The sequence below is a fragment of the Rosenbergiella sp. YN46 genome, assembly GCF_036620675.1.
Lineage (GTDB): Bacteria > Pseudomonadota > Gammaproteobacteria > Enterobacterales > Enterobacteriaceae > Jejubacter.
The window spans coordinates 12064-36047 of record NZ_JAZHEE010000014.1 but is presented as its reverse complement, the minus strand read 5'-3'; the positions used below and the strand labels follow the sequence as shown (position 1 = coordinate 36047).

At 56.0% G+C, this 23984-nt stretch carries 19 protein-coding genes and 1 pseudogene; 9 read left to right on the top strand and 11 right to left on the bottom strand.

The window, feature by feature from the left end:
- Positions 1-25: 25 nt before the first annotated feature.
- The 7 genes from rraA to priA all read right to left on the bottom strand — a co-directional run bounded on the left by rraA (position 26) and on the right by priA (position 8222).
- Positions 26-511: a ribonuclease E activity regulator RraA gene (gene rraA / locus V3W49_RS12010; protein WP_500145728.1), complete on the bottom strand. Its 486-nt coding sequence runs from the start codon at positions 509-511 to the stop codon at positions 26-28.
- A 69-nt stretch (positions 512-580) separates the two neighbouring features.
- Positions 581-1516 (bottom strand): 1,4-dihydroxy-2-naphthoate polyprenyltransferase, encoded by a 936-nt coding sequence (gene menA / locus V3W49_RS12005; protein WP_500145726.1) that lies wholly within the window; start codon positions 1514-1516, stop codon positions 581-583.
- A gap of 338 nt (positions 1517-1854) precedes the next feature.
- Positions 1855-3186, bottom strand: coding sequence for an ATP-dependent protease ATPase subunit HslU (hslU, locus tag V3W49_RS12000; RefSeq protein ID WP_500145724.1), 1332 nt, complete (start codon positions 3184-3186; stop codon positions 1855-1857).
- 9 nt (positions 3187-3195) lie between these two features.
- Positions 3196-3729, bottom strand: a complete 534-nt coding sequence (gene hslV / locus V3W49_RS11995) for an ATP-dependent protease subunit HslV (RefSeq protein WP_500145722.1) — start codon at positions 3727-3729, stop codon at positions 3196-3198.
- A gap of 91 nt (positions 3730-3820) precedes the next feature.
- Positions 3821-4753 (bottom strand): cell division protein FtsN, encoded by a 933-nt coding sequence (gene ftsN, locus V3W49_RS11990; RefSeq protein WP_500145721.1) that lies wholly within the window; start codon positions 4751-4753, stop codon positions 3821-3823.
- 97 nt (positions 4754-4850) lie between these two features.
- Complete coding sequence (gene cytR, locus V3W49_RS11985; RefSeq protein ID WP_500145719.1) at positions 4851-5873, bottom strand: DNA-binding transcriptional regulator CytR; 1023 nt, start codon at positions 5871-5873, stop codon at positions 4851-4853.
- A 153-nt stretch (positions 5874-6026) separates the two neighbouring features.
- Positions 6027-8222 (bottom strand): primosomal protein N', encoded by a 2196-nt coding sequence (priA, locus tag V3W49_RS11980; RefSeq protein ID WP_500145718.1) that lies wholly within the window; start codon positions 8220-8222, stop codon positions 6027-6029.
- A gap of 210 nt (positions 8223-8432) precedes the next feature.
- On the opposite strand from priA, the gene rpmE reads away from it, so the two are divergent.
- Positions 8433-8645 carry a 50S ribosomal protein L31 gene (gene rpmE / locus V3W49_RS11975; protein ID WP_138095183.1) on the top strand — a complete coding sequence of 71 codons (213 nt, stop codon included), beginning with the start codon at positions 8433-8435 and terminating at the stop codon, positions 8643-8645.
- A 55-nt stretch (positions 8646-8700) separates the two neighbouring features.
- Here rpmE and metJ read toward each other — a convergent pair whose 3' ends face one another.
- On the bottom strand, positions 8701-9018 hold the full coding sequence (metJ, locus tag V3W49_RS11970; RefSeq protein ID WP_004107547.1) for a met regulon transcriptional regulator MetJ: 318 nt from the start codon (positions 9016-9018) through the stop codon (positions 8701-8703).
- Positions 9019-9280: 262 nt separating this feature from the next.
- On the opposite strand from metJ, the gene metB reads away from it, so the two are divergent.
- From metB to V3W49_RS11940, 6 genes and pseudogenes are all read left to right on the top strand, one after another.
- On the top strand, positions 9281-10441 hold the full coding sequence (gene metB / locus V3W49_RS11965) for a cystathionine gamma-synthase (RefSeq protein ID WP_500145716.1): 1161 nt from the start codon (positions 9281-9283) through the stop codon (positions 10439-10441).
- A 2-nt stretch (positions 10442-10443) separates the two neighbouring features.
- Entirely contained in the window at positions 10444-12876 is a 2433-nt protein-coding gene (locus V3W49_RS11960; RefSeq protein WP_500145714.1) for a bifunctional aspartate kinase/homoserine dehydrogenase II, read from the top strand.
- A 205-nt stretch (positions 12877-13081) separates the two neighbouring features.
- Positions 13082-13975, top strand: a complete 894-nt coding sequence (gene metF / locus V3W49_RS11955) for a methylenetetrahydrofolate reductase (protein ID WP_500145713.1) — start codon at positions 13082-13084, stop codon at positions 13973-13975.
- A 321-nt stretch (positions 13976-14296) separates the two neighbouring features.
- On the top strand, positions 14297-14779 hold the full coding sequence (locus V3W49_RS11950) for an Hcp family type VI secretion system effector (RefSeq protein ID WP_500145711.1): 483 nt from the start codon (positions 14297-14299) through the stop codon (positions 14777-14779).
- 21 nt (positions 14780-14800) lie between these two features.
- Positions 14801-15730 (top strand): hypothetical protein, encoded by a 930-nt coding sequence (locus V3W49_RS11945; RefSeq protein ID WP_500145709.1) that lies wholly within the window; start codon positions 14801-14803, stop codon positions 15728-15730.
- A gap of 9 nt (positions 15731-15739) precedes the next feature.
- Positions 15740-15868 (top strand): annotated as a pseudogene (locus V3W49_RS11940) (hypothetical protein); the annotation flags it as partial.
- A 137-nt stretch (positions 15869-16005) separates the two neighbouring features.
- Here V3W49_RS11940 and V3W49_RS11935 read toward each other — a convergent pair.
- On the bottom strand, positions 16006-17727 hold the full coding sequence (locus V3W49_RS11935; RefSeq protein ID WP_500145707.1) for a phosphoethanolamine transferase CptA: 1722 nt from the start codon (positions 17725-17727) through the stop codon (positions 16006-16008).
- A gap of 191 nt (positions 17728-17918) precedes the next feature.
- On the opposite strand from V3W49_RS11935, the gene V3W49_RS11930 reads away from it, so the two are divergent.
- Positions 17919-18704, top strand: a complete 786-nt coding sequence (locus V3W49_RS11930; protein WP_500145705.1) for an aminoglycoside adenylyltransferase family protein — start codon at positions 17919-17921, stop codon at positions 18702-18704.
- Positions 18705-18740: 36 nt separating this feature from the next.
- Here V3W49_RS11930 and ppc read toward each other — a convergent pair whose 3' ends face one another.
- Both ppc and argE read right to left on the bottom strand, forming a co-directional pair.
- On the bottom strand, positions 18741-21392 hold the full coding sequence (ppc, locus tag V3W49_RS11925) for a phosphoenolpyruvate carboxylase (RefSeq protein ID WP_500145704.1): 2652 nt from the start codon (positions 21390-21392) through the stop codon (positions 18741-18743).
- A gap of 250 nt (positions 21393-21642) precedes the next feature.
- Positions 21643-22794: an acetylornithine deacetylase gene (gene argE / locus V3W49_RS11920; RefSeq protein WP_500145703.1), complete on the bottom strand. Its 1152-nt coding sequence runs from the start codon at positions 22792-22794 to the stop codon at positions 21643-21645.
- A 178-nt stretch (positions 22795-22972) separates the two neighbouring features.
- Here argE and argC point away from each other — a divergent pair, with 178 nt between their 5' ends.
- Positions 22973-23977: an N-acetyl-gamma-glutamyl-phosphate reductase gene (gene argC, locus V3W49_RS11915; RefSeq protein WP_500145818.1), complete on the top strand. Its 1005-nt coding sequence runs from the start codon at positions 22973-22975 to the stop codon at positions 23975-23977.
- The last annotated feature ends 7 nt before the right edge of the window (positions 23978-23984 follow it).

Genomic DNA, 23984 nt, shown 5'->3' with positions numbered 1-23984 from the left:
GGGCGCTTCTGCGTGATCGGCTGGCTTATTCGATATCCAGTGGATCTTCCGAAAGGATGATGCCGGTGTTGTCGGCGTAGAGGTGATCGCCAGAGAAGAAGGTGACGCCACCAAAGTTGATGCGCACATCGCTTTCGCCGATGCCTTCACCCGCAGCGCCGACCGGAATAGCGGCCATGGCCTGGATGCCGATATCCAGCTCTTCCAGATCGTCTACCTGGCGTACCGCACCGTAGCAAACAATACCTTCCCACTCGTTCTGAACCGCCAGGCGCGCCAAATCGGCGTCGATAAGTGCACGACGCACTGAACCGCCACCATCGACAACCAGCACGCGACCGCGACCGTTTTCTTCAAGCAGGTCGTACAGCAGCCCGTTATCTTCAAAACATTTTACCGTGATGATCTGTCCGCCAAACGATGCCCGCCCGCCAAAATTGGAGAACAGGGGTTCAACGACGTTGACATCTTCCTGGTAGATGTCGCAAAGCTCGGAAGTATCGTATTTCATAGGCTTACTGTTTTTCGTTGCTGCCGGAGTTGTCAGTATATCCCCTAACGTTCACTGTTGGCAAAATCATCAATTTAGCGCGGGAATCTGGCTTAGTACGACGCCAAGAGCAAACAGCAGGTTCGTCAACAGCGCCCCTTTTACGGTACGCTCCAGCATCGGGCGAATGGCGACGGGTTCCAGTTCGCGAATGACGTAGCGCGTCTGGCGCACCAGTATCGGCGCCGCCAGCACGAACAACCAGCCCCACAGGCTGTGTAGCCAGAACAGATTGAACAGTGCCAGGCAGAGCAGGGCGCCCATCAGCAGTCCTGCATGGTAGCGGCGAGCCAGCACCGGCCCCAGTCTGACGGCCAGCGTGTTCTTGCCGTTTTCCCGATCGCTGTCGATATCGCGCAGGTTATTAATATTGAGCACGGCGGTTGCCAGCAGACCGCTGGCGGTGGCGGGCAGAAAGACCGGGAAGGTCAGCGCGTGAGATTGCAGATACCAGCTACCTACCACGCTCAGCCAGCCAAAGAAGATCAGCACCGAAATATCACCCAGCCCCATATAACCGTAAGGGCGGGTGCCCACGGTATAGGTAATGGCGGCGATAATCGACAGTAGCCCCAGTAACAGAAAGCCCAGTACGTCCGCCAGGTTGTGGCAGGCTACGCTGACCAGCGCCAGGCCCGACAGACAGATCAGCACGACGGTGATGATAAGCGCCACTTTCATCTGCTGCTGGGTGATAACGCCTTTCTGCATTCCGCGTAGCGGCCCAATGCGGTCGGGCTTGTCACTGCCTTTTTCCGCGTCGCCATAGTCGTTAGCGAGGTTAGAGAGGATCTGTAACAGCCCTGCGGTCAACAGCGCCAGCAGAGTTATGGCAGGATCGAAAACGCCCTGCCACCAGGCCAGAGAAGCGCCCACGACAATAGAGGCGAAGGCCAGGGGAAGAGTGCGCGGGCGCAGACTTTCCAGCCAGGCGCGGGTACGGCTTATCGATTGAGGTTCGGTCATGATTCTCGTCGGCAATAAAAATGGGGGCTAATAAGGCTGTGTCCCACCATGATGCATGAGTGCTGCTGATAGCTATTTTTTGTGCGCGGCAAGGCGCGAGCTGCGCAGTTTGGTGGGCCCAAATTAGCGGCGAGCAACGCGGCAGCGAACAAAAATAGCCTCAGCCCTTCGGGGCGCGTACGAAAGGCCCGCTACCTGCGTTGCCAGGCTTGAACAGAGGCCCACTCTGTCCTTCGCCTGCCGTCTTGGTAGCGGGCCTTTCGTTCAGCGCCAGCATCATGACTCATGGCGGGACACAGCCTGTCCCACCAGGTGTGATGAAAATGCTCTAAGCGCGATTATAGGATAAAACGGCTCAGATCTTCATCTGCCACCAGCTCATCAAGGTGTTTGCCGACATATTCCGCGTCGATGGTGATGGTCTGGCCGTTGAGATCGCTGGCGTCGTAGGAGATATCCTCCATCAGACGCTCCAGCACCGTATGCAGACGGCGGGCACCAATGTTTTCCGCGCTTTCGTTAACCTGCCAGGCGGCTTTCGCGATATGGCGGATGCCGTCTTCGGTGAATTCGATATTCACTCCTTCGGTCGCCATCAGCGCTTTGTACTGCACGGTAATGGAGGCGCTCGGTTCGGTCAGGATGCGCTCGAAGTCTTCAGTGGTCAGCGCCTGCAGTTCAACACGAATCGGCAGACGGCCCTGCAGTTCCGGAATCAGATCGGACGGGCTGGCAACCTGGAAAGCCCCGGAGGCGATGAACAGAATGTGATCGGTTTTCACCATGCCGTGCTTGGTTGAGACGGTGCAGCCTTCCACCAGCGGCAGCAGGTCGCGCTGTACCCCTTCGCGGGAAACATCCGGGCCGGAAGCGTTGCCACGCTTACAGATTTTGTCGATCTCGTCGACAAACACGATACCGTGCTGCTCAACGGCATCGATAGCCTGCTGTTTCAGCTCTTCCGGATTCACCAGCTTGGCGGCTTCTTCTTCAATCAGCAGCTTCATCGCGTCTTTGATTTTCAGCTTACGCGGTTTCTGCTTCTGGCCGCCCAGATTCTGGAACATCGACTGCAGCTGGCTGGTCATCTCTTCCATACCCGGAGGCGCCATAATCTCGACGCCCATTGAGGTGGCAGAGAGCTCGATTTCAATCTCTTTGTCGTCCAGCTGGCCTTCACGTAGTTTCTTACGGAAGGACTGACGCGCGGCAGAAGGTTCCTGAGCGGTTTCCGCCTGGCCCCAGTTATTTTTGGCTGGCGGGATCAGCACATCAAGGATGCGCTCTTCGGCCAGTTCTTCGGCGCGGTAGCGATTCTTTTCGATGGACTGCATACGTACCAGTTTCATCGCAGAATCGGTCAGATCGCGGATAATCGAATCCACTTCCTTACCAACATAGCCAACTTCAGTGAATTTGGTCGCTTCTACTTTGATGAATGGCGCATTAGCCAGCTTTGCCAGACGGCGGGCGATTTCGGTTTTACCGACCCCGGTCGGGCCGATCATCAGAATATTTTTTGGCGTGACTTCATGGCGCAGCTCTTCATCGAGCTGCATGCGGCGCCAGCGATTACGCAGCGCGATGGCCACGGAGCGCTTGGCGGCATCCTGACCAATGATGTGTTTATTCAGTTCGCTGACGATTTCGCGTGGAGTCATTTCAGACATGGGAGATCCTTACGCTTCTTTAGACGGGAGTTCTTCAATGGTCAGGAAGTGGTTGGTGTAGATGCAGATATCACCGGCGATCCCCAACGACTTTTCCACAATATCACGGGCGCTCAACTCGGTGTTTTCCAGCAGTGCGCGTGCTGCGGCCTGGGCGTAGGGGCCACCGGAACCAATAGCGATCAGGTCATTTTCCGGCTGCACCACATCACCGTTGCCGGTGATGATAAGCGAAGCGTTTTCATCCGCTACCGCCAGCAGGGCTTCCAGCCGCCGCAGCATGCGATCGGTACGCCAGTCTTTCGCCAGCTCAACGGCGGCCTTCACCAGATGTCCCTGGTGCATTTCCAGTTTGCGCTCGAAAAGTTCAAACAGCGTAAAGGCATCCGCAGTCCCGCCTGCGAAACCGGCGATAACCTGATCGTTATACAGGCGGCGCACTTTCTTCACGTTGCCTTTCATTACGGTGTTGCCTAACGTGGCCTGACCATCGCCACCAATTACCACCTGGCCGTTGCGGCGCACACTTACTATTGTTGTCACGAGCAGACCCCTTTTTTAGAGCTGAACAGGGCACCCCGCACGCTGGCGTGCGGGGCAGAATGAACTATAGATGGGGGGGATTTCAGGGGTTTCAACCCCTGACGGAGAGACGAATACAGTTTGCGTGACCGGCCGACTTCAGGCGGTTGAGGGTATTGTCCACGTTCTGCTTGCCCTTAATTGGGCCGATAACCACCCGGTTCCAGCCATTGTTGGTGGTGATATGGGAAGCAAAACCTTCGAACGCCAGCTGGGCGCGTACGCTTTCCGCCTGCTCTGCGCCGCGGAACGAGCCGCACTGAACCATCCACTGACGCGAATCGCCGCTGGTCGCGTTTTGCCTGGGCGCCTGAGTTTCATTGGTGACCGGCGCGCTTTGCTGTTTAGGCGTTTGAGTCTGGGTACGGTTCGGCTCCTGATAAGGCTGAGTCTGGCTTTTTGCCGCGCGTTGCTGCTGTTCCTGCTGTTGGCGCTGCTGGTTAGCCTGACGCTGGCGCTCCTGCTGCTGGCGTTGCATCTGCTGTTGCTGTTCCTGCAGATAGCGTTGCTGCTGCTGGCGCTGTAGCGTTTGCTGGCGCTGGGCCGGCGTCTGTTCATCCCACGGAACTTCGTTAAGCTGAGTCGGCTGCTGGCGCATATCGGCCTGCATCTGCTCCAGCAACTGGCGCTGCTCGTTGGTCAACTGATTCTTATTCAGCGGTTCGCCGCCAGCGGAAGGTTCTGTGGGCTGGGTGATTTGCGGCTGACGGCTTTCCAGCTCTTTAATGTAGCGCCAGCGTTCTTCCGGCTTGGGCGGCAGACCGTTGCCGGTAACTTTCTGACCCGGCATGGTTTCTGTCTCTTCTTTTTTATGATGAGTGATGAACCACAGTCCGCCGATAAAGGCCACCAGAACGGCAGCGGCGATCGCCACCATCATCGGAGAGACGGCGGACATGCTATTACGCTGTTTGTTACGGGAGTTCCCTTTTTTACGCCGCGCAGAAGAGGGTTGCCCGCGGTGAACATAATCTCGTTGTGCCACTATCGTTTCGCTGTTTTCATTCGTGATTTAGTCCGCCATGTTACTTAAGGGACGGCTCTTTGACCAGTTTGTAAATCCGAAAGCCGGTGACGGAGGCTTAGCGAGCGCGGGTAGATTCGCGCACTACCAGCTTACAGTCCAGTAACCGGGAGCCGATATTAACGCTATGTCCCTGTAATTGTTCAAGTAGTAGCAACATTGACTGTCGGCCGATCTCGAAGCGCGGCTGGGCGACCGTCGTTAATGGTGGATCGCAATATTGCGTCAGGGCGATATCGTCAAAGCCGATCAGGGAAACATCCTGGGGTACCCGCAGGTGGCGACGCTTAATGAGCGAAAGGGCGCCCAGCGCCATAATATCGCTGTGGCAGAATACCGCTTCGGGCGGCTGGGGTAGATCCAGTAGTTTTCCCATCGCTCGAGCGCCCGCCTCGAAACTGAAATCGCCGCGAGTGATGTAGTGGGGATCGACATCAAGGCCGTTGCGTCGCAGTGCCTGTACATAGCCCTGCAGGCGGTAATGGCACTGGGGCATTTCTTCCGGGCCAGCGATACAGGCGATGCGGCGGTGCCCCAACTCATGGAGATAATTTACGGCGTTGAAGGCGGCGGTCAGGTTATCAATATGAACCGTGGGCAGTTCCAGTTCGGCGGCGAATTCGTTCGCCATGACGATGGGCGGCAGATTGCGTTGCTCTTCTTTACCGGCATCGAAAGGCAGCCGCGAGCCCAGTAGCAGCATACCGTCGATCTGGCGGGGAATGATTAAATCGATGAGCGTTTTTTCCTGCTGATTCTGGTGGGCGCAGTCGCCGATCAACACCAGATAGCCGTGGCTGGCGGCGGTAACTTCAATGCCGCGAATGATTTCGCTGAAGAAGGGATCGCAGATATCAGGAACGATAACCATAATGGTGCGGGAGTCGCTGCGTCGGACGCTACGTCCCAGAGTGTGGGGCAGGTAGCCCACTTCGATGGCGGCTTGTTCCACCCGGCTGCGGGTGGTCTGAGAGACCTTCTCCGGATTGGTTAAGGCCCTGGATACCGTCGCCGTGGAGACCTGAGCCTGACGGGCGACATCTTTCATGGTTGCACCAGCAACCTGCTTCCTGGTCTTCAACTTCTTCTACCTCACGCGCTTCCGCAGGGACAGCAACATCCCGTTAGCTGTCGGACTTCACATTCTTAACAGATTATCAGAGCCAGCTGTTACAAAAATTTCATCCGAAGTGTGACTGAAGTTAAATTATTCGATCCGCCTCGCATTCCCTTACTAGCTCTCGATAGGGTCGACATCCAGCACCCATTTTACCCGGCGTGCTTCCGGCAGGGTATTCACCAGTTTCAGACTGTCGCTGAGCAGGCGCTGCAGACGGGCACGCGAGCCGTGCTGCAGCAGCAACTGCCAGCGGAAACGGCCGCCGCGTTTGGGCTGGAGCGCGGGAACCGGGCCGATAAGCCAGAGCTGCTGGTCGGCCAGCGGGCTGCTTTGTAGCAGATTGCGGAACTGCTGCAGGAATACCGGCGCCTGCTGGTTATTGTGATCTTCGGCGCGAATCAGGATATGGCTGCTCCAGGGGGGCAGCATCATGGTCTGGCGTTCCGCCAGCGCCTGGTCGGCAAAGGCGTCATAGCCCTGATGCAACAGGGTTTGCAGCAGCGGATGCTCGGGATGGTGGGTCTGAAGCACCACTTCGCCCTGTTTACCGGCGCGTCCGGCCCGGCCGGAAACCTGGGTATACAGTTGGGCGAAGCGCTCAGCGGCCCGAAAATCGGCGGAAAAGAGCGCGCCGTCCACATCCAGTAACGAAACCAGAGTGACATCCGGAAAGTGATGGCCTTTGGCCAACATCTGGGTGCCGATCAGAATGCGGGCGCCGCCGCGGTGTACCTCAGCCAGTTGCTGTTCCAGCGCGCCTTTACGGCTGGTGGTATCGCGGTCAATACGAGAGATGGGCACACCAGGAAACAGCGGCGCCAGCAGTTGTTCAAGCTGTTCTGTACCCAGACCGACCGGCACCAGATGTGTGGAGCCGCACTGGGGGCACTGGGGCGGCAGCGGGCGCTGGCTGTCGCAGTGGTGGCAGCGTAGGTGGCGCTGGGCCTGGTGTAGCGTGTAGTAGTGATCGCAGCGCGGACATTCGGCGATCCAACCGCAGTCATGGCACAGTAGCGCCGGCGCGAAACCACGTCGATTCAGAAACAGAATGACCTGATTATCGGCCTGAAGATGCTGGCGCATTCTGGCGATAAGCTGCGGTGCCAGCCCGGCCTGGAGCGCCTGGCCTTTCAGATCCAGCACGTGCTGAGTCGCGGGGCGGGCGTTACCGGCCCGACGGGTCAACCTAAGCTGACGGTATTTGCCGGCTCGCACGTTGTGCAACGTCTCCAGCGCCGGTGTCGCCGACCCCAGAATAATGGGGATATTTTCGGCATGGGCGCGGAAGACTGCCAGATCCCGGGCGTGATAACGCCAGCCTTCCTGCTGCTTATAGGAGCTGTCGTGCTCTTCATCGATGACGATAACGCCAAGATTTTTAAACGGCGTGAACAGGGCGGAGCGGGTGCCGATCACGATAGCCGCCTCACCGCTGCGTGCCTTGAGCCAGGCGCTCAGCCGTTCGCTATCGTTCAGCGCCGAGTGCAGTACTTCTACCGGCGCATTAAAACGTTCGCGAAAGCGGGCGATGGTCTGCGGCGTCAGTCCGATTTCCGGCACCAGTACCAGCGCCTGGCGGCCCTGAGACAACACGTTTTCCAGAACGCTCAGATAAACTTCGGTTTTGCCCGAGCCGGTAATGCCCGCCAGTAGCCAGGCGGCGAACTGCCCTGATTCGCCGTGAATCGCGCCCACCGCCGTCGCCTGTTCGGTGTTCAGACGCAGGCGATCGCCGCTGACCGAAAAACCAGGGCGCCAGTCGGTGGTTTCCGGCAACTGGCTGTGAATATCGCACAGCCCCTTTTTGCGTAGTGCCTGTAGCGCTGCTTCGTTAATTTCCAGTTCTGGTACCTGATGGCGCCAGATATCGTGCTGGCGCAGCATCGCCAGCGCCTGCTGCTGCTTCGCTGCCCGTTTCAGGCTGTTGATATCGATGGTGCGCCCCTCTTCGCTGGCGCGCCAGTACCAGAGTGGTGCCGGATGGTCCGGCTTTCCCTGGCGCAGCAGCACGGGCAGAGCATGGAATAACACTTCGCCTACAGGATGGTGGTAATACTCTTTCGCCCAGAGCAGCAGGCGCCATAGCGGAGCCGGAAACAGCGGCTGACTGTCCAGCGCTTCGCTGATGCTTTTCAGTTCGTTATGGGGAAGTTCGCTGTGTTCGCTAACGGCAAGGACTATCCCTACCATCTGGCGTCTGCCGAACGGAACGCTGGCGCGACACCCCGCGGCTATCGTCATATCTTCGGGAATGAGATAGTCAAAGGTGCGGGCCAGCGGTACCGGCAGGGCGATATGGGCAACGAGCATGCAAGCATCCAGGCTGAGGAAAATGACGGGATAGTGTACACTGTGTGCTGGTCATTGTGAGGATAAGAATTGCATTACCGGGTGCAGTTCTGTATGATTCGCCGCCTTTGAAGCGTGAATTGCGTCTTCGAAAGAACCTATTTTATTAACATCGCGTGGTGTCTGGCGTTGGGGCCGGAAGAGCGACGCGGCCTTAGACTGAGGTTTCCCATGAAAAAAGGTATTCACCCGAATTACGGCGAAATTACTGCAACCTGTTCTTGCGGTAACGTGATCAAAATTGGTTCCACCGCGGGCCACGATCTGAACCTGGACGTATGTGGCAAATGCCACCCGTTCTACACTGGTAAGCAGCGTGAAGTTGCGACCGGCGGCCGCGTAGATCGCTTCAACAAGCGCTTCAGCATTCCGGGCAGCAAATAAGTCCGGCCCGGGACGAAAAAAGCCGCCAGTATGGCGGCTTTTTTGTTGCCCGATTTTAATATTCCCACGTATCCGGGTCGATACCCAGCTCACGCATAATTTCTTTGGCCGCTTCCGGGATCTCATCGCTGCGCTCTTTACGCAGATCCTCGTCGTTTGGCAGGGGCTGGCCGGTAAATGCATGCAGGAACGCTTCGCACAGCAGTTCGCTGTTGGTGGCGTGACGCAGATTATTCACCTGGCGACGCGTACGTTCGTCGGTGAGGATTTTTAACACCTTCAGAGGAATGGATACAGTAATTTTCTTTACTTGCTCACTCTTCTTACCGTGCTCAGCGTAGGGGCTGATATATTCGCCGCTCCATTCAGCCATGGGATACCTTTTAATCCTCTTAAATCTGTGTAATCAACGTCGGGGACTGTCGCCCGATCGCCCGACCATTTTTGCCTGAGTATAATATACCGTGCTTTGCGGCAGATTACTGCGGCTGTTCGCTAAAACCCATAATTTTAGCGGCAATTATGCCTTTGCTCAATCTACACGCAAAGAAGTTTAGATGTCCAGATGTATTGACGTCCATTACGGCAGTGTTTACCCTGTGGCTGACTTTTATCCGCAAGCCAGGATCGACACTATGACGCGTAAACAGGCCACCATCGCAGTACGTAGCGGTTTGAACGACGACGAGCAATACGGTTGCGTTGTTCCGCCTATTTATCTTTCCAGCACCTATAATTTTACCGGCTTTAACGAACCCCGCGCCCATGACTATTCGCGACGCGGCAACCCGACGCGCGATGTGGTGCAGCGGGCGCTGGCCGAGCTGGAAGGAGGGGCGGGAGCCGTTATGACCAATACCGGAATGTCGGCCATTCACCTGGTGACCACCGTTTTTCTGAAGCCAGGAGATCTGCTGGTGGCGCCCCATGACTGCTATGGCGGCAGCTACCGTCTGTTCGAGAGCTTAGCGAAACGCGGCTGTTATCAGGTGAGGTTTGTCGATCAGGGTGATGATGCGGCGTTGAGCGCGGCGCTGGCGCTAAAACCGAAGCTGGTGCTGGTGGAAAGCCCCAGCAATCCGCTGCTGAGGGTGGTCGATATAGCGAAAATTTGCCAGTTGGCACGTGAGGCAGGCGCGGTCAGCGTGGTGGATAACACTTTTCTGAGCCCTGCATTGCAGAATCCACTGGCGCTGGGAGCCGATCTGGTGCTGCACTCCTGCACCAAATATCTGAACGGACACTCCGATGTCGTGGCGGGCGCGGTTATCGCCCGGGAGCCGGAGACGGTCACGGAACTGGCCTGGTGGGCGAATAATATCGGTGTTACCGGTAGCGCCTTTGACAGCTATCTGTTGCTGCGTGGTCTGCGAACGCTGGCGCCGCGTATGAACGCCGCGCAGCGCAATGCGTTGGCGATAGTTGAATATCTGAAGACCCAGCCGCTGGTGAAAAAGCTGTATCATCCGTCACTGCCGGAAAACCCGGGTTATGAGATTGCCGCCCGCCAGCAGAAAGGGCCGGGTGCCATGCTCAGTTTTGAACTGGCGGGCGATGAAGCGCAACTGCGTCGTTTCCTGAGCGGCCTGTCACTGTTTACGCTGGCGGAGTCTCTGGGCGGTGTGGAAAGCCTGATTTCTCACGCCGCCACCATGACCCACGCGGGTATGGCGCCGCAAGCACGCGCCGCCGCCGGTATTTCGGATACGCTGCTGCGTATCTCAACGGGTATTGAAGATAGTGAAGATTTAATCGCCGATCTGGAAAATGGCTTCCGGATCGCCACCGAGGGGTAACCATGAGTGTTTCAGCGCCGGTAGGGACGGCAGAACGTCAATTGCATAAATTTGGTGGCAGCAGCCTGGCTGATGCGAAGTGTTATCTGCGCGTTGCCGGGATTATGGCCGACTACTCCCGGCCCGGAGATATGATGGTGGTCTCTGCGGCGGGCAGCACTACCAATCAGTTGATAAGCTGGCTTAAACTCAGCCAGAGCGATCGTCTTGCCGCGCATCAGGTTCAGCAGTCGCTGCGACGTTATCAGAGCGAATTAATTAGCGGTTTGCTGCCACCGGAGCTGGCTGATGGGCTGACGAGCGAATTTATCCAGGATCTGGAGCGGCTGGCGGCGTTGCTGGACGGTAAAGTCGACGACGCGGTTTATGCCGAGGTGGTGGGCCACGGTGAAATCTGGTCAGCGCGCCTGATGGCCGCGCTGCTCAACCTGCAGGATATCGATGCCGTTTCTCTTGATGCCCGGGAATTTCTGCGTGCCGAGCGTGCGGCTCAGCCTCAGGTTGACGAGGCGCTTTCTTATCCACTATTGCAGCAACTGATGGCCCGGCATCCCGGCAGGCGCCTGGTGGTCACCGGGTTTATTTCGCGCAACGGAGCGGGTGAAACGGTGCTGCTGGGGCGTAACGGTTCCGACTATTCCGCGACCCAGATTGGGGCGCTGGCCGGGGTTTCCCGGGTCACTATCTGGAGCGATGTCGCCGGTGTGTACAGCGCGGATCCCCGCAAAGTTAAAGATGCCTGCCTGCTGCCGCTGCTGCGGCTGGATGAAGCCAGCGAGCTGGCCCGTCTGGCGGCGCCAGTATTGCACGCGCGCACCCTACAGCCGGTTTCCGCCAGCGATATCGATCTGCAGTTACGCTGTAGCTATAACCCGGAGCAGGGTTCTACGCGTATTGAGCGGGTGCTGGCTTCTGGCACCGGGGCGCGTATCGTGACCAGCCATGACGATGTCTGTCTGATTGAGCTACGTATCGCGCCACAGCAGGATTTCCGCCAGGCCCGGCTCGATATTGACCAGTTGCTTAAGCGCGCCCAGCTGCGACCGCTGGCGATGGGCGTTCATCCCGATCGTAATCTGATTCAGCTCTGCTATACCCAGGAAGTGGTGGCCAGCGCGCTTGATTTGCTGGAAGAGTCGGCGTTGCCGGGCGAGTTACGTTTGCGGGAAGGGCTGGCCCTGGTGGCGATGGTGGGGGCTGGCGTATGCCGGAATCCGCTGCACAGTCACCGCTTCTGGCAGCAGCTAAAAGATCAGCCAGTAGAGTTTATCTGGCAGTCCGAAGAAGGCATCAGTCTGGTGGCGGTGCTGCGGGTTGGGCCAACGGAAAGTCTGATCCAGGGGTTGCACCAGACGCTGTTCCGGGCTGAGAAGCGTATCGGTCTGATTCTGTTTGGCAAAGGCAATATTGGTTCGCGCTGGCTGGAGTTGTTCGCCCGCGAACAGGAGACGCTTTCTGCCCGTACCGGGTTTGAGTTTGTGCTGGCTGGCGTGGTAGACAGCCGCCGTAGCCTGCTGAGTTATGACGGGCTGGACGCCAGCCGGGCGCTGGCCTTCTTTGACGACGAAGCCCGGGAGCAGGACGAAGAGTCGCTGTTCCTGTGGATGCGTGCGCATCCGTGGGACGATCTGGTGGTGCTGGATGTGACCGCCAGCGAAGGGCTGGCTGCGCAGTATCTGGATTTCGCCAGCTACGGCTTCCACGTTATTAGCGCGAATAAAGTGGCGGGTTCCTCCTGTAGCAACCGCTATCGTCAGGTGCGCGACGCCTTTGCCAAAACCGGGCGCCACTGGCTCTATAACGCCACGGTGGGAGCCGGATTGCCGGTAAACCATACGGTGCGCGATTTGCGTGAGAGCGGTGACAGTATTCTCTCTATTAGCGGCATTTTCTCCGGCACGCTTTCCTGGCTGTTCCTGCAGTTTGACGGCTCGGTTCCCTTTACCGAGCTGGTGGATCAGGCCTGGCAGCAGGGACTAACTGAACCGGATCCGCGGGTGGATCTGTCGGGTAAGGACGTAATGCGTAAGCTGGTGATTCTGGCGCGTGAAGCGGGTTACGATATCGAACCCAATCAGGTGCGCGTTGAGTCGCTGGTACCGGAAGGTTGTGAATCGGGTTCGGTGGATCACTTCTTTGAAAACGGCGACGAACTGAACGCTCAGATGGTGCAGCGGCTGGAGGCCGCGCGCGAGATGGGGCTGGTGCTGCGCTATGTGGCACGCTTCGACGCCAGCGGTAAAGCCAGAGTCGGCGTCGAAGCGGTGCGTCCGGAGCATCCGCTGGCGTCGCTGCTGCCCTGTGATAATGTTTTCGCCATTGAAAGCCGCTGGTATCGTGATAACCCGCTGGTGATCCGCGGGCCGGGTGCAGGTCGTGACGTGACCGCAGGGGCGATCCAGTCTGATATTAATCGCCTGGCGCAACTGCTGTAGCCTGCATGCCCTCTCCCGTCCGGGAGAGGGCTTTTTGTTGCTTCCCCCCCAACATGAATGTTTTTCATCTGATCTGAAAAGAACTCCCCTTGCGCGGTGATTTTTCAGTTGACGATATCCGGCTTTTCCTTCATTTTTACATCTGGACGTCTAAACGTATAGAAGTAAACAAACACAACAATGCATACGATTGATGAGGTAAGGTATGAGCTTTTTTCACGCCAACCAGCGGGAAGCCCTGAATCAGAGCCTGGCGGAGCTCCACGGGCAGATTAATGTCTCTTTTGAGTTTTTCCCGCCGCGTACCAGTGAAATGGAGCAGACCCTGTGGAACTCCATCGATCGTCTGAGCAGCCTGAAACCTAAATTCGTCTCTGTCACCTATGGGGCCAACTCCGGCGAACGCGATCGCACTCACAGTATTATCAAGGGCATTAAAGATCGCACCGGCCTTGAAGCGGCGCCACACCTGACCTGTATCGATGCCAGTCGCGATGAATTGCGTACCATTGCCCGGGATTACTGGGAAAACGGGATTCGCCATATTGTGGCGCTGCGCGGCGATCTGCCGCAGGGCAGCGGTCGACCAGATATGTATGCTGCCGATCTGGTGGCGCTGCTGAAAGAGGTGGCGGACTTTGACATTTCGGTGGCGGCCTATCCGGAAGTGCACCCGGAAGCGAAGAGCGCCCAGGCCGATCTGATTAACCTGAAGCGCAAAATTGACGCTGGCGCTAATCGTGCCATTACTCAGTTCTTTTTTGACGTTGAGAGCTATCTGCGCTTTCGTGACCGCTGTGTCGCAACGGGCATCGATGTGGAAATTGTGCCGGGGATTCTGCCGGTCAGTAACTACAAGCAGCTGCAGAAATTCGCCACTATGACTAACGTACGAGTGCCGAAGTGGATGGACAGCATGTTCGACGGTCTGGATAACGATCCGGAAACCCGCAAGCTGGTGGGAGCCAATATCGCGATGGATATGGTGAAGATCCTGAGCCGTGAAGGCGTGAAAGATTTTCACTTCTATACCCTGAATCGCGCCGAGATGAGTTACGCCATTTGCCATACTCTGGGCGTTCGTCCGGCGGCTGCCTGATAATTTATTCTGCATCGTTGATTATTCAACCCTGCCGCGCTATCGGCGGGGTTTTTTATTGCTTTTAAATTACTATTTCCGTCGCTGTTCCACTAATGGGATAAATGTGCTTTGTTCCTGGCGAAGTCACTGGTTTTTATGATAAAAAACCTTCCTGTTATTCATTATTATATTAATATTTATATTTTTATATTAATTTTTTATGACCCAGTTTTTTTCTTTTAAATCCAGAGATTAAATTTATTTAAGATTTATCTTATGTTGGTATTATGTGATGAAACTGCTAACTATAAGCGGGAAAAAACATAATCTGAGGTCATTATGGCAATTGATATTTATCTGAAAGTAGATGGTGCGACAGGGGAATCTAAAGATTCAAACCATAAAAACTGGATTGATGTTCTGTCATTTAACTGGGGAGCAACACAACCGGGAAATATGGCCGTCGGCGGCGGCGGCGGTACCGGGAAAGTGAACTATAAAGACCTGCAGGTTCAGGCACTGATCGATAAGGCCACGCCTGCAATTCTGAAATATTGCTCCAGCGGAAAGCATGTCACTAAAGTCGAGCTGTCCATCTGTAAAGCGGGCGGCAGTCAGATTGAATATTCCCGAATCGTGCTGGAAGACGTGCTGGTGACCCAGACGGAATTTACCGGTGTGGGCAATACCGACACGATCGTAATTAATTACGCATTCCAGGCCTCGAAGGTGAATGTCAGCTACTGGGAGCAGAGCGATAGTGGTACCCGCGGCGCAGAGAGCAAAGCTGGCTGGGATATTAAACAAAATAAAGAGATCTAACTCCGACGCAGGGAGGTCGCTATGGCAGATCCAACCTTAGGTATTAGCGATATATTGCTTAATACCTCCGTCTTTGACACAGAGGATCTCAACGTTATTATCGCTTTTGTGAATGAGCTGGATAACTCCATGCTGTACCAGTTTGAAAATGAAAGCGAACGTACGGTAATGAACAGCTTTGACAGGCTACGTGCCCGCGCCAGCGGTGACGCGACGAACAATGTGGAGATGGGGCTACTAAATCACGGTGATGTTGGCTCTGTGTTGAATAGTAACTCGTCATTCTTTAGCCAATATGGTGCCTCTTTGCCATTCGAACGCGTGTTTGGCAGTGCTTATAATGAGCGGCGTAATATCAACTATGACTATATCTCTAAGATATTAGGGAATGTTGGCGGCCTTTCCACACTAGGGGCTGGTATTGCCGCTACGGTAGCAGCAGAGGCGGGAAAAACCTTAGCCAGCAATGCAGCGGTGAGGTTTGCCCTCTATGCACTTGGCGGGGGCTGGGCAGTGACAGGAAGTCTGGCGATGCTCCGTAATTTCTTGTCCAGCAAGCGGCAGGCTAATAATAAGGATCTACTGGAGACGGCCAAAAGCGTGGCAAAAGTGCGCTCTAAGCTTAATGATTTCTTTGCCTCGACACAGGGAAAGATATTCAAGAGCGAAAGGAGTACCCGGGATGCCTGGTATCGCATCTATCATACCTACCGACATTCAACCTCACCCGCTTCGTCGGCAAATTTACGCCAGGCCCCTAATGATGGAATGAGAAACCTTGAAAACCTAGTGCTTAAGCAGTTTACCAGCTCGACCTGGGATATTACTGCGAAAATCAAACCGCATAATAATAACACTTCCTGGAATATAGAAGTCTACAGCAATCATGGTATGACGATGTTGTCACCGCAAGAGATGACCATGCTCAATGAGATTGCCGGCCAGCTATAGTGGGATGTTATGGGGGGCAATATCGCCTCCCCGCGAATCTACGGAATGGGAGGTGCGGCTTAAGGAATCGCCGATTCATCTGTAACGATATTTCTGACCTGGTTTTGCACCGATATTTACGGTCTTTACGCTGATGCTGGCGCCATTCATTCGTTCAGACAGAACGTAAGCTCAACTTCCCGGTGATAGACAATTCAGGTGGACAGGTTTTAAATCCGCATATAAAAAAGGGCTGGCGTTACCGGAGCCTGCCCTTTGTGGGAATAAACAGTCAGTTACTGTTTACCGTATGGCAGCTTATCGTAGTCATGCAGCCCGTCTTTCTGGTAGGGGTTGCCTATCCAGCGAGTGGTGGGAATGAACTGCGGACTGACCAGGGAGCGGGTCGGGTCGTAACCTTCGTAGTTCAGACCAGCCAGATCGGACCACGTATGGATAAGCTCCGAACTGCTGTACTTACGATTGACGTCTCCGCTCAGATCCCGGGGATGTTCGGCCTGCCATTTTCCGGAACGCCAGAGGATAAAGGGCACGTTATACATATGCCGGGTCGGCTGTAATTCATTGCGTCCCTGAATGTTATGCGGCGGCGTGTCGTAAACCTCCTCACCATGATCGGAGAAATAAAGCAGGAAGCCGTTAGGATCCATCGCTTTATAGTCTTTGATCAGGCTGGCGACTACGTGGTCGTTATACAGGTTCGCATTATCATAATCGTTGTAAGACTCCAGGCGATCGGAAGAGAGCCCGGGCGGTACATTTTGGGTATCTCCGTCGAATTTGCCCCAGTCATCAGGATAGCGGTACTTATATTTGATATGGGTACCCAGCAGATGTACCACAATAAACTTCTTCGGCGCGGGGTCGGCCAGTACCTGCTTAAACGGCGCCAGTACGTTGGTGTCGTATTCCCTGGCGCTCTGGGTACGCTGCTGATTCATATAGAACTGCTTATCCGTCTGGCGCGAGAAGACCGTGAGCATGGTGTTACGCTCGGTCATGGTCTGCTGGTTGGTTATCCAGAACGTCTTATAACCAGCCTGCTTCATCATGTTCATCAATGAAGGTCGGGTCAGATAAAGATCCGGGTTCTTTTCATCGGCGAAGGTCAGTGCCTGCTGAAGAATCTCGATGGTGTAAGGGCGCGAGGTGACGACATCATTGAAGACGGTCAGGTTAGGATCGCTATTACGCAGCGCGTCCAGTTCCGGCGTGGTTTTACGCGGGTAGCCGTACAGACTCATGCGATCGCGCTGGGTGGATTCGCCGATCACCAGGACCAGGGTACGAGGCGAATCGCCGGAGCTGTCCTTCATATTTTTCAGCGGCGGCAGGGCGTGGTTTTTGGATAGCAGTTTTTCCAGATTGCCCAGTTGATCGCGATACTCCGTATAGCTAATCAGCAACTGCCAGGGGGCGGCCGGCTCCATTCGTGATGAAAGCCGGTTAACGGCTGATTCGGCGTCCTTGCCTTTAAAGACCATATCGCTGACCAGTGGATGAAGTATTAATCCGTAAAAAAGCGCCAGCGCGACGCCATAACGCCATGGCGTAGGGATCCAGACCGGGCGCAGGCGGGTCCATAAAAATATTGCCGCGACGGTATAGATCAATACGGCAGCTAATAATTTCAGGCTGAAGTACTGGCTGATATATTCGCTGGCTTCATTGGCATTGGATTCAAACATCACAAATAAAACGCTTTGCGAGAATTCCTGGCCATAAATAACGTAATACGCCAGGGCGCAAACTGACGCAAGCCAGAGAACGATACCAATAATACCGGCAATGAGTCGGGTTTTCCCCGGAAACAGGAAAACGGGGATTAGCCACAGCGAGCTGTAGAGCAGCGAGTCACGTAGCCCGTTAGTACCGCTGTAGCCGGAATACAGAATAACAATCTGCAATACGCTGGAAAAAAACCAGAAAAAAACCAGAGCCCACAGTAAGGCGCTCCAGCTAAAAGTACCGGCGGCGGGTTTATGCGAGGAAACCATATATTTTGTCCGTCAAAAAAACAAAAATGCAGGTGTACGCTAGCGGTTTAACCTTAATCTAACCTTAATAAGAGCGTGCTGGAGTGCGCCCCGAAAATTTGCGGAATATTCATTTTCGGATAACAACTGAACAACAGATTCGTTCGCTGATCCAGAATGAAAGTATTGCCGTAAGCGAAAAGGGAGGGGCCGTGGAGCTAAAAAGAGGCGTAATGGTACCGGAGATAGCCCGTGAGGCCGGGCGCGTCGTGCAACTTCTGGCTGAAGGGGCTAGCGCAGGTTGGCTATTTGGATCTGCGGTGGATGGAGGCCTAAGACCGGATAGCGATGTGGATGTGTTGGTTGTGGTGGATGAGCCCATCAGCGAAGAGTCGCGGCGGGCCATTGTGGCCAGGTTACTGACGCTTTCAGGTGAGCCGGGAAACGATGAAGGGCGGCGTCCACTGGAGCTAACGGTGGTGCAGCGCGCGAATCTGGTACCCTGGCGCTATCCTCCCGTTAGCGAACTGGTTTACGGTGAATGGCTGAGACAGGATTTTTTGCGCGGTACCATTGCCGGGCCGACCTCCGATCCGGATTTGGCCATCGTTCTTCACCAGGTCAGGCAACATAGCGTGACGCTGTGGGGCGATGATGCCGATTGGCTGATAGCACCCGTGCCCCGAAGCGCCCTGCGCCGTGCCATCGGTGATGCACAGCCTGGGTTGCTGGCTGGAATCGACGGCGATGAACGTAACGTACTGCTTACCCTGGCGCGTATGTGGATGACCCTGGATACCGACGAGATTGCGCCCAAGGATGTCGCTGCCGTTTGGGCATTGCAACGACTGACGCCGGAGCAGGGTGAGCTACTGGCGCTGGCGCGCCTGGGCTATCTTGGCGAGGTGTCGGATAGCTGGCGGGATAAATCGTCCCGGGTGGCGGCGTTGGTCAACCTGCTTGGCGATAAAATCGCCGCCTGCCTGAATCAGCGTTAAAGAAATCGCCCCGCACAGGGCGGGGCGATAATTCATTTAACCGGTGTTACGCATCCCGGCGGCGATACCGGCGATGGTGACCATCAGCGCCAGCTCGACGCGGGGATCGGGCTCTTTATCCTGGGCTTCCGCTTCGCGGGAACGATGCAAAAGCTCTGCCTGTAGCACGTTCAGCGGGTCGGTGTAGATATTACGCAGTGCGATAGATTCGGCAATCCACGGCTGATCCGCCATCAGGTGGGAATCATTGGCGATGGCCAGTATCAGCTCAATATCCGCGGCGAGCTGCTTGCGCAGCTCCTGGCCCAGCGGCCACAGTGAGGAATCCACCAGCCGCTGATCATAATATTCCGCCAGCCACAGGTCGGCTTTAGAGAACACCATCTCCAGCATTCCCAGACGAGTAGAGAAGAATGGCCAGTCGCGGCACATTAACTCCAGTTCGCTCTGCTTACCGTCGTCCACCACTTTCTGCAGCGCGGCGCCGGCGCCTAGCCAGGCCGGCAACATCAGTCGGTTCTGGGTCCAGGCGAAAATCCACGGAATGGCGCGTAGCGATTCCACCCCGCCCGTGGGGCGACGCTTGGCCGGGCGTGAACCCAGCGGCAGTTTGCCCAGTTCCACTTCCGGCGTTGCAGAGCGAAAATAAGGAACGAAGTCTTTGTTTTCGCGCACGTAGCCGCGATACATATTGCAGGAGAGAACCGACAGCTCGTCCATAATATGACGCCAGGCCTGTTTCGGCTCCGGCGGCGGCAACAGGTTGGCCTCCAGTATCGCGCCGGTGTAAAGCGACAGGCTGCTAATGGTGATTTCTGGCAGGCCGTATTTAAAGCGGATCATCTCTCCCTGTTCGGTTACGCGCAGGCCGCCCTTCAGGCTACCCGGCGGTTGGGAAAGCAGCGCCGCATGCGCGGGAGCACCGCCGCGGCCGATGGAGCCGCCGCGACCGTGGAACAGCGTCAGTTCGATGCCTGCTTTTTCGCAGGTTTTGATCAGGGCATCCTGAGCCTGGTACTGCGCCCAGGAAGCGGCCATCACTCCGGCGTCCTTCGCTGAGTCGGAATAGCCGATCATCACCATCTGCTTGCCCTGAATAAAGCCGCGATACCAGTCGATGTTCAGCAACTGGGTCATCACGTCGTTGGCGTTATTCAGATCTTCCAGGGTTTCGAATAGCGGGGCGACCGGTAGCGCAAAGCCTATGCCGGCCTCTTTCAGCAGCAGATGAACCGCCAGCACATCGGATGGCGTTTTGGCCATGGAGATTACGTACGCGGCGATTGAGCCCTGGGGCGCTTCGGCGATGACTTTACAGGTTTCCAGTACCTCGCGGGTTTCCGGGCTCGGATCCCACTGATGTGGCAGCAGTGGACGCTTGGAATTCAGTTCACGGATCAGGAAGGCCTGCTTGTCGGCTTCCGACCAGCTTTCGTAGTCGCCGATCCCCAGATAGCGGGTCATTTCACCCAGGGCTTCGGTATGTCGGGTGCTCTCCTGGCGAATATCGATGCGAACCAGCGGCACGCCGAAGGTTTTTACACGACGCAGGGTATCAAGCAGATCGCCGTTAGCGATAATGCCCATGCCGCAGGCGACCAGCGATTGATAGCAGGCGTAGAGCGGCTCCCACAGTTCGGCGTTATGGGTCAGTAACCCCTCGGGTTTCGGAAGACGCTGTCCTTTCAGGCGCGCTTCCAGCCAGGCCTGGGTCGCCATCAGGCGCGAGCGCAGTCCTTTCATGATAAAGCGATACGGCTCCTGCTCGCCTTCGGCGCCTGCGAGCGTGCGCAGCTCATCGGTGCACTCCACCATTGAAAGTTCGGAAACCAGCACCTGAATATCTTTCAGGAACAGGTCGGTGGCCTTCCAGCGGCTCAGCAGCAGGACGTGGCGGGTGATATCTGCGGTAACGTTCGGGTTGCCGTCGCGGTCACCGCCCATCCAGGAGGTGAAACGAACCGGCACGCAGTCGACCGGAAGCTGGTAGTCGAAGTGGGTTTCCAGCTGTTCGTTCAGCTCGCGCAGGTAGTTCGGAACCCCTTCCCACAGGCTGTTTTCCACCACCGCGAAGCCCCATTTAGCTTCGTCCACCGGGGTGGGACGATGTTTGCGGATCTCATCGGTATGCCAGGACTGGGCAATCAACTGGCGCAGGCGACGCATAATCTGGTTGCGCTCGTAATCGGCCAGATCTTTGTGATCCAGTTGCTTGAGGCAATTGTTCACTTCGACCATCTTGTGGATCAGGGTACGACGCGTGATTTCGGTGGGATGAGCGGTCAGTACCAGCTCCAGGGAGAGGCTCTCGATGGCATGCTTGATATCGGCATCGCTCAGCTCGGGCTGAGATTTCAGCTTACGCAGGGTACGGGCCAGTATTTCCGGGTTACTGGCATCCTCACCTCTGGCGGATATGCTATGGAACTGCTCCGCGGTGTTGGCCAGATTCAGAAACTGGCTGAATGCGCGGGCGACGGGGAGTAGTTCATCGTTAGAGAGATTCTGCAACGTGCTGAGCAACTCCTGGCGGTCGGCTTCATTACCTGCCCGGGATGACTTCGATAATTTGCGGATGGTTTCCACCCGGTCAAGGATGTTCTCTCCTAACGCATCCCTGATAGTATCCCCGAGCAGTTTGCCGAGCATACTGACATTGCTTCGCAAAGCAGAATATTGTTCGTTCATATGACCCCAGACACCCAATCTTATTATTTCACCAATTTTCACCCTTACGGGCTCAACACTGTCTTTTATAAAGCCACGTAAGATCCCGTTCGTCAAATGTAGCGAAATCGCTTCAGCAAACGTGTAACCGGGCGAAATTCGCGTAACTTAACTCGCCCGATACGAGATAAGTTTTGCTTATAAAATCACCGCTCCTTTCTGCCGACGATTTCGTCGGCAGGGAAGGGCGGCGCGCACGGAATAGCGTTGCTCAGAGCTGGCAGAAGTGCTGGACGACCTGAGTGATGAGCTCGCGTGTGGGCTTAATAAAACGCGTTTCCAGATATTCGTCCGGCTGGTGGGCCTGGTTGATAGAGCCGGGACCGAGCACCAGCGTCGGGCACAATTCCTGAATGAAAGGGGCTTCGGTGCAGTAGTTCACTACGTCAGCCCGGGCGCCGAGCAGCTTTTCCACCACCGTGACCAGGCGGTGATCCGGCGGGCATTCGTAGCCCGGAATTGGCGGATGCAGTTCCGATATAGTCAGGCGCCCCGGCCAGCGTTCGCTTACGGGCGCCAGCGCGTCGTTCAGCAGGCCGTTGAGATCGTTCAACGTCATGCCCGGTAGCGGGCGGATATCCATATGCATTTCGCAGCAGGCGCAGATGCGGTTGGAGGCATCGCCGCCGTGGATGTGGCCCAGGTTCAGCGTGGGGTAAGGGATGGTGAATGCATCATGGTGGTAGCGCTCTTTCAGCTCGTCGCGCAGCGTCAGGATATGGCCAATCGCTTCGTGCATCAGTTCGATGGCATTCACGCCGCGTGCAGGGTCGCTGGAATGGCCGGACTGGCCCAGAATGCGAATCGCGTCGGACATATGGCCCTTATGGGCGCGTACCGGTTGCAGAGAGGTCGGCTCACCGATAATGGCGCAGTCGGGGCGCAGGCTGCTGCTTTGGGAAAAATAACGTGCCCCGGCCATGGAGGTCTCTTCATCGGCGGTAGCCAGAATATAAAGCGGTTTTTTAAGCGTTTTTACATCCATATCGCGTAGCGCATCGACGATAAAGGCAAAGAAACCTTTCATGTCGGCGGTGCCCAGCCCGTAAAGCTTATTGTCGTGCTCCGTCAACGTGAAGGGATCCCGGGTCCAGCGTCCATCGTCAAAGGGCACCGTATCGGTATGTCCGGTCAGCATCAGGCCGCCTTCGCCCTGGCCTGCTGTCGCCAACAAATTGAATTTATTGCGTGTTTCAGGTACAGGCTGAATTTCTACCTGGAAGCCGATCGTTTCCAGCCAGCCTGCCAGTAAATGGATTAACGCTGCATTACTTTGGTCCAGCGCCGCCTCGGTCGCACTGATGGAAGGGGTAGCGATTAGCTCACGATAAATCTCAATAAAGGGCGGTAATTTCGTCTTCACGGTTGACAGCCTCAGGTCTCAAGAGTATAGATAATCATGCAGTAATAATGAATAAAAATCCATTATTGCATGAGTGAACGAACCTTGCCGCGCAGCACGGTTCCTGCACTCGCCTCGCGGGCATTCCGGATGACCGGTGCCCAGAGATTAAATGACTGATAAGAAGGTGTTAGCCCCGATGTTGAATACGCTGATTGTCGGAGCCAGTGGTTATACCGGCGCAGAGCTTGCGGCCTACATCCATCGCCATCCACACATGACCATAACCGCTTTGACGGTTTCGGCGCAAAGCGCGGATGCCGGAAAGTTGATTTCCGATCTGCATCCTCAGCTTAAGGGGCGAGTCGATCTCCCGTTACAGCCGATGGATGACATTGGTGCGTTCGCCAGGGGGGTGGATGTGGTGTTCCTGGCGACCGCCCATGAGGTGAGTCATGACCTGGCGCCCCTGTTTCTTGAAGCGGGCTGCGTGGTGTTTGACCTTTCCGGCGCCTGGCGGGTTAACGATCCTGACTTTTATCAGCAGTATTACGGGTTTACCCACCAGTATCCGGCCTGGCTTTCACAGGCGGTGTACGGCCTGGCGGAATGGCAGGGCAGCAAGCTGAAAGAGGCGAAGCTGGTGGCGGTGCCGGGTTGCTACCCCACGGCGGCTCAGCTGGCGCTGAAGCCGTTGATCGACGGCGGGCTGTTGGATCTCAAGCAGTGGCCGGTGATCAACGCGACCAGCGGCGTGAGCGGCGCCGGGCGTAAGGCGAGTCTGGCGAACAGCTTTTGCGAAGTGAGCCTGCAACCCTACGGTGTCTTTACTCACCGCCATCGTCCGGAAATTGCCGCTCATCTTGGGGCTGAGGTGATCTTTACCCCACACCTGGGGAATTTCCCGCGTGGCATTCTGGAAACCATTACCTGCCGTCTACGCCCTGGCGTAAATCAGACCCAGGTGGCCGAATGTTATGCGCAGGCATATGGCGACAAACCGCTGGTGCGGCTCTATGAAAATGGCGTGCCGGCGTTGAAAAACGTGGTCGGGCTGCCGTTCTGCGATATTGGTTTTGCCGTTCAGGGCGAACACCTGATTGTGGTCGCCGCCGAGGATAACCTCCTGAAAGGGGCGGCGGCGCAGGCGGTACAGTGCGCCAATATCCGTTTTGGCTTTGACGAAACCGAATCCCTTATTTAACCGACTG

Bases quoted from the DNA above. Each gene is read 5' to 3' on its own strand.
- argC (WP_500145818.1), top strand. From the start codon at position 22,973: ATGTTGAATACGCTGATTGTCGGAGCCAGTGGTTATACCGGCGCAGAG.
- metJ (WP_004107547.1), bottom strand. From the start codon at position 9,018: ATGGCTGAATGGAGCGGCGAATATATCAGCCCCTACGCTGAGCACGGT.
- priA (WP_500145718.1), bottom strand. From the start codon at position 8,222: ATGCTCGTTGCCCATATCGCCCTGCCGGTACCGCTGGCCCGCACCTTT.
- rpmE (WP_138095183.1), top strand. From the start codon at position 8,433: ATGAAAAAAGGTATTCACCCGAATTACGGCGAAATTACTGCAACCTGT.
- hslU (WP_500145724.1), bottom strand. From the start codon at position 3,186: ATGTCTGAAATGACTCCACGCGAAATCGTCAGCGAACTGAATAAACAC.
- rraA (WP_500145728.1), bottom strand. From the start codon at position 511: ATGAAATACGATACTTCCGAGCTTTGCGACATCTACCAGGAAGATGTC.
- V3W49_RS11950 (WP_500145711.1), top strand. From the start codon at position 14,297: ATGGCAATTGATATTTATCTGAAAGTAGATGGTGCGACAGGGGAATCT.
- menA (WP_500145726.1), bottom strand. From the start codon at position 1,516: ATGACCGAACCTCAATCGATAAGCCGTACCCGCGCCTGGCTGGAAAGT.
- V3W49_RS11935 (WP_500145707.1), bottom strand. From the start codon at position 17,727: ATGGTTTCCTCGCATAAACCCGCCGCCGGTACTTTTAGCTGGAGCGCC.
- metB (WP_500145716.1), top strand. From the start codon at position 9,281: ATGACGCGTAAACAGGCCACCATCGCAGTACGTAGCGGTTTGAACGAC.
- V3W49_RS11945 (WP_500145709.1), top strand. From the start codon at position 14,801: ATGGCAGATCCAACCTTAGGTATTAGCGATATATTGCTTAATACCTCC.
- metF (WP_500145713.1), top strand. From the start codon at position 13,082: ATGAGCTTTTTTCACGCCAACCAGCGGGAAGCCCTGAATCAGAGCCTG.
- ppc (WP_500145704.1), bottom strand. From the start codon at position 21,392: ATGAACGAACAATATTCTGCTTTGCGAAGCAATGTCAGTATGCTCGGC.
- V3W49_RS11960 (WP_500145714.1), top strand. From the start codon at position 10,444: ATGAGTGTTTCAGCGCCGGTAGGGACGGCAGAACGTCAATTGCATAAA.